The sequence below is a fragment of the Kutzneria sp. CA-103260 genome (assembly GCF_018263855.1).
In the GTDB taxonomy this organism is placed as follows: domain Bacteria; phylum Actinomycetota; class Actinomycetes; order Mycobacteriales; family Pseudonocardiaceae; genus Kutzneria.
In genome coordinates this window covers 10,949,533-10,961,802 of sequence record NZ_CP073318.1, presented here as the reverse complement: position 1 = coordinate 10,961,802, position 12,270 = coordinate 10,949,533, and the positions used below count along the sequence as shown (strand labels likewise).

The 12,270-nt window shown below is 71.9% G+C and carries 11 protein-coding genes; 6 read left to right on the top strand and 5 right to left on the bottom strand.

From position 1 onward, the window contains the following. Positions 1-50 precede the first annotated feature (50 nt). The 3 genes from JJ691_RS49255 to JJ691_RS49245 are packed head-to-tail and all read left to right on the top strand — an operon-like array spanning position 51 to position 3,464. Positions 51-1,199: a polyprenyl synthetase family protein gene (locus JJ691_RS49255; RefSeq protein WP_211766244.1), complete on the top strand. Its 1,149-nt coding sequence runs from the start codon at positions 51-53 to the stop codon at positions 1,197-1,199. Between the two features lies 1 nt (position 1,200). Next, positions 1,201-2,727, top strand: coding sequence for a phytoene desaturase family protein (crtI, locus tag JJ691_RS49250; protein ID WP_211766243.1), 1,527 nt, complete (start codon positions 1,201-1,203; stop codon positions 2,725-2,727). Further along, positions 2,727-3,464: a lysophospholipid acyltransferase family protein gene (locus tag JJ691_RS49245; protein WP_211772222.1), complete on the top strand. Its 738-nt coding sequence runs from the start codon at positions 2,727-2,729 to the stop codon at positions 3,462-3,464. Before crtI ends, JJ691_RS49245 begins: the two co-directional genes overlap by 1 nt. On the opposite strand, the gene JJ691_RS49240 is transcribed toward JJ691_RS49245, so the two are convergent. Together JJ691_RS49240 and JJ691_RS49235 are read right to left on the bottom strand one after the other, a co-directional pair. Further along, the gene (locus tag JJ691_RS49240) at positions 3,412-4,560 is read right to left on the bottom strand and encodes a sensor histidine kinase (RefSeq protein ID WP_211766242.1); all 1,149 of its coding nucleotides are present in this window, start codon (positions 4,558-4,560) and stop codon (positions 3,412-3,414) included. The two genes, JJ691_RS49245 and JJ691_RS49240, sit on opposite strands and share 53 nt — an antisense overlap. Next, on the bottom strand, positions 4,557-5,216 hold the full coding sequence (locus JJ691_RS49235) for a response regulator transcription factor (RefSeq protein ID WP_211766241.1): 660 nt from the start codon (positions 5,214-5,216) through the stop codon (positions 4,557-4,559). The genes JJ691_RS49240 and JJ691_RS49235 overlap by 4 nt, the downstream gene beginning before the upstream one ends. Before the next feature lie 154 nt (positions 5,217-5,370). Between JJ691_RS49235 and JJ691_RS49230 the strand changes: the two genes are divergently transcribed. Beyond that, positions 5,371-5,631 (top strand): hypothetical protein, encoded by a 261-nt coding sequence (locus tag JJ691_RS49230; protein WP_211766240.1) that lies wholly within the window; start codon positions 5,371-5,373, stop codon positions 5,629-5,631. 30 nt (positions 5,632-5,661) lie between these two features. Here JJ691_RS49230 and JJ691_RS49225 read toward each other — a convergent pair whose 3' ends face one another. Continuing rightward, positions 5,662-8,100: an FUSC family protein gene (locus JJ691_RS49225; protein WP_211766239.1), complete on the bottom strand. Its 2,439-nt coding sequence runs from the start codon at positions 8,098-8,100 to the stop codon at positions 5,662-5,664. Between the two features lie 49 nt (positions 8,101-8,149). Further along, positions 8,150-9,148, bottom strand: a complete 999-nt coding sequence (locus tag JJ691_RS49220) for a LacI family DNA-binding transcriptional regulator (protein ID WP_211766238.1) — start codon at positions 9,146-9,148, stop codon at positions 8,150-8,152. A 120-nt stretch (positions 9,149-9,268) separates the two neighbouring features. On the opposite strand from JJ691_RS49220, the gene pgm reads away from it, so the two are divergent. Continuing rightward, entirely contained in the window at positions 9,269-10,909 is a 1,641-nt protein-coding gene (pgm, locus tag JJ691_RS49215) for a phosphoglucomutase (alpha-D-glucose-1,6-bisphosphate-dependent) (RefSeq protein WP_211766237.1), read from the top strand. A gap of 57 nt (positions 10,910-10,966) precedes the next feature. Beyond that, complete coding sequence (locus JJ691_RS49210; protein ID WP_211766236.1) at positions 10,967-11,377, top strand: PPOX class F420-dependent oxidoreductase; 411 nt, start codon at positions 10,967-10,969, stop codon at positions 11,375-11,377. A 67-nt stretch (positions 11,378-11,444) separates the two neighbouring features. Here the strand turns inward: JJ691_RS49210 and JJ691_RS49205 are convergent, their stop codons facing one another. After that, on the bottom strand, positions 11,445-12,269 hold the full coding sequence (locus tag JJ691_RS49205) for a crotonase/enoyl-CoA hydratase family protein (RefSeq protein WP_211766235.1): 825 nt from the start codon (positions 12,267-12,269) through the stop codon (positions 11,445-11,447). Position 12,270: the final 1 nt, after the last annotated feature.

Here is a 12,270-nt window from a genome sequence, read left to right as displayed (position 1 = left end):
GCCACGTACTGTTGGCTTGCACGCGTTGGGGCGCACGACGGAGGTTTCGCATGAGCAAGCCGGGCACTCTGGTCGAGCTCTGGCCGGAACAGCCCAGCGACGACCCGTCGGCGTCGCATCCGTGCGACACCGGCTTTCTCGGCCTGGTCGAGCGGGCGCTGACCGACTACCTCAACCGCCGCCGCACCGAGGCCGCGCTGGTCGACGAGAACTTCGCGGTCGCCGTGGACGAGCTGACCCGGTTCGTGCTCAGCGGCGGCAAGCGGATCCGGCCGACGTTCGCCTGGTGGGGCTGGCGCGGCGCGGGCGGCGACCCGCGGGGCGCGGACACCGAGGCCGTGGTGATGGCCGTGAGCGCCCTGGAGCTGATCCAGGCGTGCGCGCTCGTGCACGACGACCTGATGGACGCCTCGGCGGTGCGCCGGGGCTCGCCGACCGTGCACGTCTCGTTCGCCGAGCGGCACCGCACGGCGAACTGGGCCGGCACGTCGGAGCGGTTCGGGCAGGCCTCGGCGGTGCTGCTCGGCGATCTGGCGCTGGCCTGGGCCGACGACATGCTCCGCGAGTCCGGGCTCGGCGCGGGCCAGCTGCAGCGGGCTTTCGAGCCGTGGCGGGCGATGCGCACGGAGATGCTGGCCGGCCAGTACCTGGACGTGCTGACTCAGGCGCACGCCGACGAGTCGGCGGAGGCGGCGCTGCGGGTCGACCGGCTCAAGACCGCCGCCTACACCGTGGAGCGGCCGCTGCACCTCGGGGCGGTGCTCGCCGGCGCGGGTGACGGCCTGGTCCAGGGCCTGCGGCAGTTCGGCGTGGACATCGGCCTGGCCTTCCAGCTGCGCGACGACCTGCTCGGGGTGTTCGGCGACCCGGCCGTGACCGGCAAGCCGGCGGGTGACGACCTCCGTGAGGGCAAGCGGACGCTGCTGGCGTCGCTGGGCCTGCGGCACGCCGAGGAGCAGGACCGGCCCGCCGACGCCGCGCTGCTGCGGTCGGCGATCGGCCGGCCCGATCTCGACGAGCCGGCGGTGGACGAGATCCGGGCGCTGCTGGTGGACCTGGGTGCGGTGGCGGCGGTCGAGGCCCGTATCGACCAGCTGCGCGACCAGGCGCTGGCGACGTTGGCCGCGACGCCGGTCGCCGAGCCCGCCGCGTCCGAGCTCGCCCGCCTGGCGGTGGCCGCGACCAGGCGCAACCACTGAGATGAAGGCCATCAGAGGACGCACAGACCACGTCGTGGTGGTCGGCGCCGGGCTGGCCGGGTTGTCGACTGCCCTGCACCTGCTCGGCTCGGGGCGGCAGGTGACCGTGGTCGAGCGCGACCGCGTCCCGGGCGGCCGGGCCGGGCAACTCGACGTCGACGGCTACCGGCTGGACACCGGGCCGACCGTGCTGACCATGCCCGAGCTGCTGGACGAGGCCTTCTCGGCCGTCGGCGACTCGCTGGCCGCGCGGCTGGACCTGGTGCCGCTGCATCCCGCGTACGTGGCGCGGTTCCCTGATGGCAGCGCCATCGACGTGCACAGCGACGCCGACGCCATGGAGGCCGAGGTGCGGCGGGTCGCCGGGCCGACCGAGGCGGCCGGGTACCGGCGGCTGCGGCGGTGGCTGACCGACCTGTACGCGACCGAGCGGGACCGGTTCATCGGGGCCAACTTCGACTCGCCGTTCGACCTGGTGGGGCCGCAGCTGGCCCGGCTGGCCGGCATGGGGGCGTTCGGCAGCCTCGGGGCGAAGGTCGGCGGCTTCCTCCGGGACCGCCGGCTGCGGCGGATCTTCTCGTTCCAGGCGCTGTACGCCGGCGTGCCGCCGGAGCGGGCGCTGGCGGCGTACGCGGTGATCGCCTACATGGACACCGTCGCCGGCGTGTACTTCCCGCGTGGCGGCATGCGGGCCGTGCCCGAGGCGATGGCCGCTTCGGCGGCGCGAGCCGGGGCGGAATTCCGTTACGGCACAACGGTGGCGTGGCTGGAACGCATCGGATCTCGGGTGGCGGCGGTGCGGACCACGCATGGCGAGCGGATCCCTTGCGACGCCGTGGTTCTGACGCCGGACCTGCCGGCTTCCTACCGCCTGCTGGGACATCTGCCGCGTCGCGTCGTGCCGCTGACGTGGTCGCCGTCGGCGTTCGTGCTGCACGTCGGGACCGACCGGTCGTGGGATTCCTTGGGGCATCACACGATTTCCTTCGGGGCGGCATGGCGGCGGACGTTCGAGGAGATCACCTCGCGCGGGCGGCTGATGAGCGACCCGTCGCTGCTGATCACCCGGCCGACCGCGACCGATCCGGGGCTGGCCCCGGACGGCCGGCAGCTGCTGTCCGTGCTGGCCCCGACGCCGAACCTGGAGCTGGCCCCGATCGACTGGGACCGGGTGGGTCCGGCGTACCGGGACGAGCTGGTCGGCGTGCTGGAGGACCGTGGGCTCACCGGGCTGGGGGATTCGGTGACGGTGGAACGGGTTCTGTCGCCGGCCGACTGGGCCCGGCAGGGCCTGGCCGCCGGGACGCCGTTCGCCGCCGCGCACACGTTCGCCCAGACCGGGCCGTTCCGGCCGCGAAACCTGTTGCGGGGCATCGACAACGTGGTTCTGGCGGGCTGTGGGACGACGCCCGGTGTCGGGGTGCCGCCGGTGCTGATCTCGGGGCGGCTGGCCGCCGACCGGATCACCGGTGGCCAGCTCGCCGACCGCGACCGGTCGCACCATGACCTGGCGCGCTCGGCGACGTGATGGCGCCGCACGGTTTCTGGACCAAGCTACGCCTGACCTTCCGCACTCCACGACGGGGGCGGGGCTTCTGGTACGGCCTGGCCATCGATGTGCTGTGGCCGTTCGTCATGGTGTTCACCCGCTCCAGCTGGCAGGGCGGTGAGCACATCCCGGCTACCGGGCCGGTGTTGATCGCCAGCAACCACGTGTCCTTCGCCGATCCCGTGACCGTCACCGCGTATGTGTTGGGACACGGGCGGATTCCCCGGTACCTGGCCAAGGCCGGGCTGTGGCGGATCCCCGTCGTGCGCAGCGTCCTGGCCGGCGGGCGGCACATTCCCGTGCACCGTGGGAGCGCCCGCGCCACCGACGCGTACCGGGACGCCGTCAAGGCCATCGAGAACGGCGAGTGCGTGCTGGTGTTCCCCGAAGGCACCTTCACCGCTGATCCCGATGGCTGGCCGTCGGTTCGGCAGGCCAAGAGCGGCATCGCCCGGCTGGCTCTGGCCACCGGCGCGCCGGTCGTGCCGATCGGCCACTGGGGCACGCAGTTCGTGCTCCCCCAGAAGGCCCGCTTTCCTCGGCTGCTGCCACGTCAACGGGTGGTGATCCGGGCCGGGGCACCGGTGGATCTGTCGGATCTCGTTGGCCTGGAACAGACTCGTGACGTCGTTGAGGAAGCCACCCGGCGGATCATGGCCGGGATCACGGAGCAGTTGGCGGTGGCACGCGGTGAGACGGTGCCGCAGGCAGGGTGACGCGGACGTACAAGCCGCCTTCCGGACGTGCGGTCAGGTCCAGGGCACCGTGGTGGGCGGTCGTGATGGACTCGACGATGGACAGGCCCAGACCGCAGCCGTCGTCGGTGGAATGCGTGCGGCCGGCACCGCGGCGGAAGGGCTCAGTGAGCTGCGCCGCCGTGTCCGCTGCCACCAGCGGGCCGGTGTTTCGCACTTCCAGCAACCCGTCGGGCATGGTGCGGACCCAGACCGTGCCACCGGAAGTGTTGTACCGCACGGCGTTGGTCACCAGATTGCCGACCAGATGGGTCAGCAGCAGGGTCTCGCCGCGGACCAGAACGGGCAGCAACTCGACCTCGAAGGTCAGCTTCGGGTCGGGCCGCTGCTGGGCCAGCACGTCGTTGACCACCTCGTCCAGGCGAACCCGTTCCGAGCGGAGCACCCCCTGATCGCTGCGGGCCAACAACAGCAGTCCCTCGATCAGCCGTTGGCTGCGGCGGTTGTCGGCCAGCAACTGCTCCCGGATCAGCGCCAGCTCCGCCGGGGTGGGGTCGACCAGTCCGACCTGGAGCGCGGTTCGCTGCACCGCGAGCGGGGTGCGCAGCTCGTGGGCGGCGTTGGCGATGAACCGCCGCTGGCTGGTGAAGCCCGCCTCGATCCGGTCGAGCATCTCGTCGACCGTGGCCGCGAGGTCGGTGAGCTCGTCCTTCGGGCCGGTCAGCGCGATCCGCTCGTGCAGGTTCTGGGAGGACAGCCGCCGCGCGGTGGCGGTGATGCGGCGCAGGGGCCGCAGGGCCCGGCCGGACACCCACCAGCCGACCGCGATCGCGCCCACGCCGAGCAGAGCCAGCGACAGCGCCGACCACAGCACGTACTGGCCGAGCGCCGCGGACAAGAACGGCTCGGTCCGGCCGCTCGGAGACCACACCGCAGGCCCCTCGGGCGAGCTCACCTCGGCGGTTCCGTCGGGCATGAGCTGGATGGCGATGGAGTCGAAGCGGCTGGGCAGGCTGGCGCTGAGCAGCAGGTAGACCACGATCAGCAGCACCGACGACGACACCACCATCAGCGCCCCGCACAGCAGGCCGAGCCGGGCGCGGACCGGCAGCCTCACGGCACGATCCGATAGCCGGCCCCGGAACTGGTCTCGATCACCGGCGGGTCGCCGAGCTTGGCTCGCAGCTTGGACATGGTCACCCGCACCGCGTTGGTGAACGGGTCGGCGTGCTCGTCCCACACCCGGGCCAGCAGCTCCTCCGCGCTGACGAAGGTCCCCGGCTCGGCCATGAGCACCGCCAGCACGGCGAACTCCTTGGGAGACAACACGATCGGCCGGCCGTCCCGGCTCACCCGCCGGGTGGCGGCGTCGAGCTCCACAGTGGAGTGACGCAGCACCGGCGGCCGGGCCCGAGCGACCCGGCGGGCCAGCGCCCGCACCCGGGCCACCAGCTCAGGGAATTCGAACGGCTTGGTCAGATAGTCGTCGGCGCCCAGTTCCAGGCCGTCCACCCGGTCGTCCAGCGACCCGGCCGCGGTCAGCATCAGCACCTTGGTCCGGGAGCCGGCGCCGATCAGCTCGGCGCAGATGTCGTCGCCGTGCACGCCGGGCAGATCGCGGTCCAGCACCACCACGTCGTAGTCGTGCAGGCCGAGCCGGTACTGGGCGGCGGTCCCGTCATAGGCGACGTCCACCGCCATCGACTCCCGGCGCAGGCCGGTGGCGACCAGATCGGCCAGCATGGTCTGGTCCTCGACCACCAGCACGCGCATCGTCTCCCCATTCCGATCGGTCGGGGCAGGCTATCGGCCGCGGGGTTTCGAAAAGGTATCCGCCGGAGACGGCCGCGATGGAGATCTTTTCGAAAGGTGGGTTCCGGTTGGCTGAATCCGTCCAGCAAGCAGCACTCACCTTCGAGGAGCAACCATGTCCACCAAGACCCGCCGTCGCCTCGCCGTGGGGATCGCCGGACTGGCCGCCGTCGGCGGCATCGCCTTCGGCGCCTCCCCCGCGTTCGCGGACACCGGCGCGCACGGCACGTACGGGCAGGCGAAGCCGGGCAACCCCCAGGACAAGCCGGACTGCGTCGAACTCCGGCTGAACCAGGACGGCAGCGTGAGCGTGGCCAAGTGCGAGAACCCGCCCCAGGGCGGCTCCGCGCCGGTCACCGCGATGCCGGCCCGGTAAGCACCGGCGACGCTTGGCGGTGAGGACTCCTCACCGCCAAGCGTCGCGTTCCTCGTCCAGCACCACGTCCTTCTCCACCGGCCCGGCCGGCACGGTCACGAGATCGGCGCTGGGATGCCGGCCCGGGCTGGACGCGATCAGCAGGTACGTCCCGCTCCGCGGCACCTCGATCCGGAACCGCCCGTCGTCGGCCGGCACGGACCGCCCGACCTGCCGGCCCTTGCCGTCCACCAAGGTGAGCGCGGCGTCGACCAGCGGCTGGCCGGAGCCGTCCCGGACCTGGCCCAGCAGCCGGGAAGTGACCCGGTCGACCTCCTCCGACGGCTCGGTGTCGGTGTCGTCGCTGAGGCCCAGCGGCCGGGCCATGGCCACCACGAGCTCGTCCAGGTGGTCGAAGCCGGCCATGATCCGCCGGCTCACGGCGTCATCGGAATCGACGGCGCCTTCGGCGAGATGGCGGGGGCGCACGTGGGTGGACAGACCGTCGCCGGCGACAACCTCGCCGCCGCCGTCGTTGTCCGAACCGCCGACCGCGGCGATCAACCGGTTCAGGTTGTCAGCGATGCGGCTGCTGGTCCGGGGCAGCCGGTCGTCGGCGGCGAGCAGCGCGGGCTCGGCGTTGGCGGCCAGGTCCCGCACGTAGTAGGCGCTGCTGCCGAGAATGGCCAGCAGGTGCCGGAGCTCGCTGCGCTGGTTGCGGTAGGGGCTGATCACGTGGGTCATGGGCTCGGCGGCCTTGCGCAGCTCGGCGAGCTTCTTGTCGATCTCCCGGGACTGGTCGATGAGGTCCACGGTGTCGGCGTCCCGCAGCAGCCCGGTGGCGTCTCCGACGAAGCCGCGCAGCGCGGCCAGCACGGCGGCGACGTCCTCCTTGATGATGGTCCGGGTCTTGGTCGGCAGCACCAGCACGGCGGCGATGCCCCCGGCCAGCGCCCCGAGCACGGTCTCCTCCAGCCGCAGCACCAGCACCTCGGGCGTGAACGTGCCGATGAGGCTGTACAGCAGGGCCAGCATCATGGTCATGAAGAACGTCATCAGGCCGTAGGAGACCTGCACGACGTAGACGCCGAGGCTGATGCAGCCAACGATCAGGATGAGGATCAGCGCGTTCTGGCCGGTGACCAGGGTGGCGGCGACCATGCCGGCCAGGATGCCGAGCAGGGTGCCGACGGTGCGCCGGAAGCCGCGGATCAGGATGTCGCCGCGGGAGGTGGTGTTGGCGAACACCAGGAACGCGGTGATCACGGCCCAGTACCAGCGCGAGGTCGACACGAACTCGCCGCCGAGGATGGCCAGCCCGGCCCCGATCACGGCCTGGATCGCCTGCCGGGTGGTCAGCCGGAGTCCGGTCCGGGGTTCGGCCGGAGCCACCGCCGCCGCCGGCTCCTCGTCCGCCCGTCTGTGCCGCCCGGCATGATCGTCCTCGACGACCGGGGCCGGCGTGTCCGACTCCAGCTCGGCCCGGGCGGTGGTGATGCTGACGGCCAGTTCCCGGATCGCCCGCCGCAGCCGGGTCACGTGCGGCGGGTTGTCCATGGCGTCGAGCTGGCGGCCGATGGCGCTGAGCCGGCTGATCGACATGTCGTCCTCGTAGGCCAGCGCCGGCCGCGGGTCCCGGCCGGCGAGCACCCGCAGCTCGGCCAGCTCGGCGGCCAGGCCGGCCCGCACCTCGCCGGGGATCTCGGCCCCGGCCACCAGCCGCCGGGCGGCGATGGCCAGCCGCTCGCCGGTGAGCTCGATGTCCACCACGTCCTGCTGCCACTGGTCGAACTGGGCCGGGTCGACCAGGTCGGTGAGCTCGGTCTCGACCATGAGGGCGCACTCGTGCAGCCGGGCGACCCGCCGCCGGAGCTGTTCCTGGCGGCGGTTGTCCGGGTCCTCGACCAGGTGCGCGGCGGCGTCCACGAGCTGGGCGAGGCGGGCTCGGAAAGCGACGACGATGCGCCGCAGGTTCAGCCGCGGTCGCCGCGGCACCAGCACGAAATGGGACAGCGCCGAGCAGCACAGCGCCACCACCACCGCGAACAGCAGCTGCGGCAGCTGCTCGACGGTGGCGTGGATGAACAGCGAGAAGAAGAACACCATGAACGCGACCATGCCGACGGCGAAGCCACGCGGGGCGTATCGCCGCAGGTAGACGGCCACGAAGATGATCACAAGGAACGCTCCGTCGCCGACCAGCGGCCACGGCGACAGCAGGGCGCCGGCGCCGATCGAGACGACAGCCGACACCGGCAGCAGCAGGAACGTGATCGCCTTGGCCCGCGCCGTCTTGTCGTTGACCGACATCGCCGACATCATCGCCACGATGGTGCCGAGCATGATCGTCGTGATGGGCAGGCCGAGCAGCGCCAGCGCGGCGATCGCCAGCACGACGCTCGCCGCCGTGCGGATCGCCTGCCTGAGCCGGAGCGTGCCCGGATCGGCCGCGGAGAACCGATCGAGCACGGCGTCGAACACGTGCCTCATAGACCGACGACTATGCCCTACCAGCCCCGGTCCCGATCAAGCCGTACCGTCACGCTGAGCGACGAATCACCAGTCTTGGGCGCACGACCGGCCAGTGCGTGGTCGGCTGCTCGGCCAGGATCAGCCCCACCTGCTCCACGGCCAGCTCGCCGATGCGGCGCTTGTCGATGTGCAGCGTGGTCAGCGGCGGGTCGACCAGCTCCCCCAGCTCCAGCCCGTCGAAGCCGATCACGGCGCAGTCGGCCGGCACCTGCCGCCCGAGGTCGCGAGCGGCCCGCACGGCGCCGATGGCCACCAGGTCGTTGAAGGCGAACACCGCCGTCACGTCGGGATGGGCCCCGAGCAGCGACGCCATCGCGGTAGCGCCGCCGGCCACCGAGTGGTCGCAGTCGAAGATCCAGTTCTCGTCGACGGCCAGGCCCAGTTCCCGCGCCACCGCCAGGTAGTGCCGGCGCCGCCCGCTCTGCGACGGGTAGGGCGCGCCGTCGAGCATGCCGATCCGGTGATGCCCCGCGGACACCAGGTGCCGCATCCCGGCCAGCAGGCCGCCCTCGATGTCGATGCGCACCGACCCCAGCCGCGACGAGGTGCTGGGCCGCTCCAGCAGCACCAGCGGCACCCCGCCGGCGTGCCGCTCCAGCTCGTCGTCGGGATTGCCGAGGTAGCCGACGATCGCGTCGGCTTGGTGCGACAGCACTTCCAGCGCTGCTAGCTCCCGTTCCAGCGAATACTGGGTGTCGCACACGACCACGTGCCAGCCGCGGTGCTCGGCGGCGGCCAGCACGCCGGCGGCGACCTCCGGGAAGAACGGGTTGACCAGGTCGGAGACGATCAGGCCGATGGTGGTGGTGTCCTGCTTGACCAGTCCGCGGGCGAACCGGCTGGGCCGGTAGCCCAGGGTGCGCACCGCGTCCAGCACCCGCTGCTTGGTGGACGGCGTTATCTCGGACATGTCGTTGACCGCCCGGGAGACGGTCTGCCGCGACACCCCCGCCAGTTTCGCGACGTCCTCGATGGTCGCTCGGCCACGGCGTCCAGGTCTACTCATGCGTCCTTCCTCGGCGGTTTTCCCCATGAGTTACCTGATTGCATCCGGGCCCGGTGGAACACCGCCGTCAGGGTGAGACAATGCCGCCGCCGATCAGCCACCTATCGAGGAGGAGCCCGGATGTCGGTGCACCCCAGGGCCGGACTGCCCGCGGAGCCGTCCGATCTGGTCGACCTGGCCAAGCTCGTGACGGCTTACTACGCCGAGCACCCGGACCCGTCCGTGCCTGAGCAGCGGGTCGCGTTCGGCACCTCCGGCCACCGCGGCTCGTCGCTGTCGACCGCCTTCAACGAGGACCACATCCTGGCCACCAGCCAGGCGATCTGCGAGTACCGCGCCGGGCAGGGCATCACCGGGCCGCTGTTCCTGGGCAAGGACACGCACGCCCTGTCGGAGCCGGCGTTCGTGAGCGCGCTGGAGGTGTTCGCGGCCAACGGCGTGCGGGTGCTGATCGACAGCCGGGACGGCTACACGCCCACCCCGGCGCTGTCGCGGGCGATCTTGGCGCACAACGAGAACGGCGGCGACAAGGCCGACGGGGTGGTCATCACGCCGTCGCACAATCCCCCACGTGATGGCGGTTTCAAGTACAACCCGCCCAATGGTGGCCCGGCTGACACCGACGTGACGCGCTGGATCCAGGACCGGGCCAACGAGTTGCTGGCGACCGGACTCAGCGGCGTGAAGCGGGTGACCTACGCGAAGGCGCTGGCCGCCGAGACCACCGGCACCTACGACTTCCTCGACGCCTACGTCAGCGCCCTGCCGACGGCCGTCGACCTGGACGTGATCCGCTCGTCCGGCCTGCGCATCGGCGCGGACCCGCTGGGCGGGGCCAGCGTCGCCTACTGGGGCGAGATCGCCGACCGGTACAAGCTCGACATGACCGTGGTGAATCCCTTGGTGGACGCCACTTTCCGGTTCATGACGCTGGACTGGGACGGCAAGATCCGGATGGACTGCTCCTCCCCCAACGCGATGGCCTCGCTGATCAGCCGGCGGGCCGAGTTCGACCTGGCCACCGGCAACGACGCCGACTCCGACCGGCACGGCATCGTCACCCCGGACGCCGGCCTGCTCAACCCCAACCACTTCCTGGCCGTCGCGGTGGACTACCTGTACCGGCACCGGGACGGCTGGTCGGCCGACGCCGCCGTGGGCAAGACGCTGGTCAGCTCCTCCATGATCGACCGGGTGACCGCGAGCCTGGGCCGACGGCTGGTCGAGGTGCCGGTGGGCTTCAAGTGGTTCGTGCCCGGCCTGCTCGACGGCTCCGTCGCGTTCGGCGGCGAGGAGAGCGCCGGCGCCTCGTTCCTGCGCCGCGACGGCAGCGTCTGGACCACCGACAAGGACGGGCTGCTGCTCTGCCTGCTGGCCGCGGAGATCACCGCCGGCACCGGCAAGACGCCCAGCCAGCGCTACGCCGAACTGGTCGGCGAGTTCGGCGCGCCGAGCTACGCCCGCGTCGACGCCCCGGCCACCCGGGAGGAGAAGGCCAAGCTGTCCAAGCTCTCGCCCGAGGCCGTCACCGCGACCGAGCTGGCCGGCGAGCCGATCACCAGCCGGCTGACCTCGGCCCCCGGCAACGGCGCGGCCATCGGCGGCCTCAAGGTCACCACCGAGTCGGGCTGGTTCGCCGCCCGGCCGTCCGGCACCGAGGACGTGTACAAGATCTACGCGGAGAGCTTCCAGGGCGACGAGCACCTGGCCCGGATCCAGCAGGAGGCCCGGGACGTCGTGTCGCAGGCGCTGGCCGGTTAGGGGAATGCGGCCCGGGCCGGGGCGGTTGCAGCCGTCACACACTCAGGGAGGGACCGCATGGATCTGGACGCCGCCAGGGACGTGATCCGCACCCAGCACCGGGCGGTGCTGGCCACCACCCGGGCCGACGGCTCGACGCAGATGTCGCCGGTGACGGTCGACGTGGACGACGAGGGCTACGTGGTGATCAGCACCCGGGAGACCGCGTACAAACTCAAGCACATCCTGCGCCAGCCGCGGGTGGCGGTGTGCGTGCTGCCGGACGAGTTCTTCGGCCGCTGGATCCAGGTCGAGGGCACGGCGTCGGTGGTGCACCTGCCGGAGGCGATGGACGGCCTGGTCGAGTACTACCGCCGGGTGTCCGGCGAGCACCCGGACTGGGACGACTACCGGGCGGCGATGGTCCGCGACCAGCGCGTGCTGGTCCGGATCAGCCTGGACAAGGCCGGCCCCGACCGCAACGGCTGACCCCTTTGACGCTGGGAAGGGGGCTTTACCTGCGTTGGATGCAGGTAAAGCCCCCCTCCGAGCGTTGTCACTCGCCGCTGAACTTCGGGGGGCGGCGCTCGAAGAAGGCCTGCGCCGCCTCGCCGAGGTCCTTGGACGGCAGGAACGCGGAGTTCCAGGCGCCGACGTAGCGCAGCCCAGCGGCGACCTGCGGGGCGCGGGCGGTGTCGAGCACGTCCTTCACGCCCTGCACGACCAGCGGCGGGTTGGCGGCGATCTCCTCGGCCAGCTCGCGGGCCGCCGCCAGCACGTCGTCCTGCGTCTCGTAGACGTCGTTGACCAGGTTGATCTTCTCGGCCCGCTTGGCGTCGATGTCCCGGCCGGAGAAGGCCAGCTCGCGCAGGTGGCCCTCGCCGATGATGCCGACCAGCCGCTGCAGGCTGCCCAGGTCGGCGACGATGGCCACCTTCACCTCGCGGACGCTGAACTTGGCGTCGGCGGAGGCCAGCCGGATGTCGGCGGCGGAGATGACGTCCACACCGCCGCCGATGCACCAGCCGGAGACGGCCGCGATCACCGGCTTGCGGCAGGCCGCGACGGCGGTGACGGAGTTCTGCAGGCGGCGCAGGTCGTGCAGGAACCGGGTGCGCGGCTCGGCCAGCGCCGGGTCGGAGCCCAGCAGCTCGGCCCAGCTCGGCATCATGGCCGGCAGGTCCAGCCCGTAGGAGAAGTTGGCCCCGCCGCCGGTCAGCACGATGGCCCTGACCTGCGGGTCGGCGTCCAGCGCGCCGAACACCTCGGGCAGCTCGCGCCAGAAGTCCGGACCCATCGCGTTGCCCTTGCCCGGGCCGAGCAGCGTCACCTCGGCCACGTGCCCGGTCGTCTTGACGCTCAGCGACACCAACTGATCCATC

Coding starts and splice junctions, on each gene's coding strand:
- JJ691_RS49255 (WP_211766244.1), top strand. CDS start 51: ATGAGCAAGCCGGGCACTCTGGTCGAGCTCTGGCCGGAACAGCCCAGC.
- crtI (WP_211766243.1), top strand. CDS start 1,201: ATGAAGGCCATCAGAGGACGCACAGACCACGTCGTGGTGGTCGGCGCC.
- JJ691_RS49245 (WP_211772222.1), top strand. CDS start 2,727: ATGGCGCCGCACGGTTTCTGGACCAAGCTACGCCTGACCTTCCGCACT.
- JJ691_RS49235 (WP_211766241.1), bottom strand. CDS start 5,216: ATGCGCGTGCTGGTGGTCGAGGACCAGACCATGCTGGCCGATCTGGTC.
- JJ691_RS49230 (WP_211766240.1), top strand. CDS start 5,371: ATGTCCACCAAGACCCGCCGTCGCCTCGCCGTGGGGATCGCCGGACTG.
- JJ691_RS49225 (WP_211766239.1), bottom strand. CDS start 8,100: ATGAGGCACGTGTTCGACGCCGTGCTCGATCGGTTCTCCGCGGCCGAT.
- JJ691_RS49220 (WP_211766238.1), bottom strand. CDS start 9,148: ATGAGTAGACCTGGACGCCGTGGCCGAGCGACCATCGAGGACGTCGCG.
- pgm (WP_211766237.1), top strand. CDS start 9,269: ATGTCGGTGCACCCCAGGGCCGGACTGCCCGCGGAGCCGTCCGATCTG.
- JJ691_RS49210 (WP_211766236.1), top strand. CDS start 10,967: ATGGATCTGGACGCCGCCAGGGACGTGATCCGCACCCAGCACCGGGCG.
- JJ691_RS49205 (WP_211766235.1), bottom strand. CDS start 12,269: ATGGATCAGTTGGTGTCGCTGAGCGTCAAGACGACCGGGCACGTGGCC.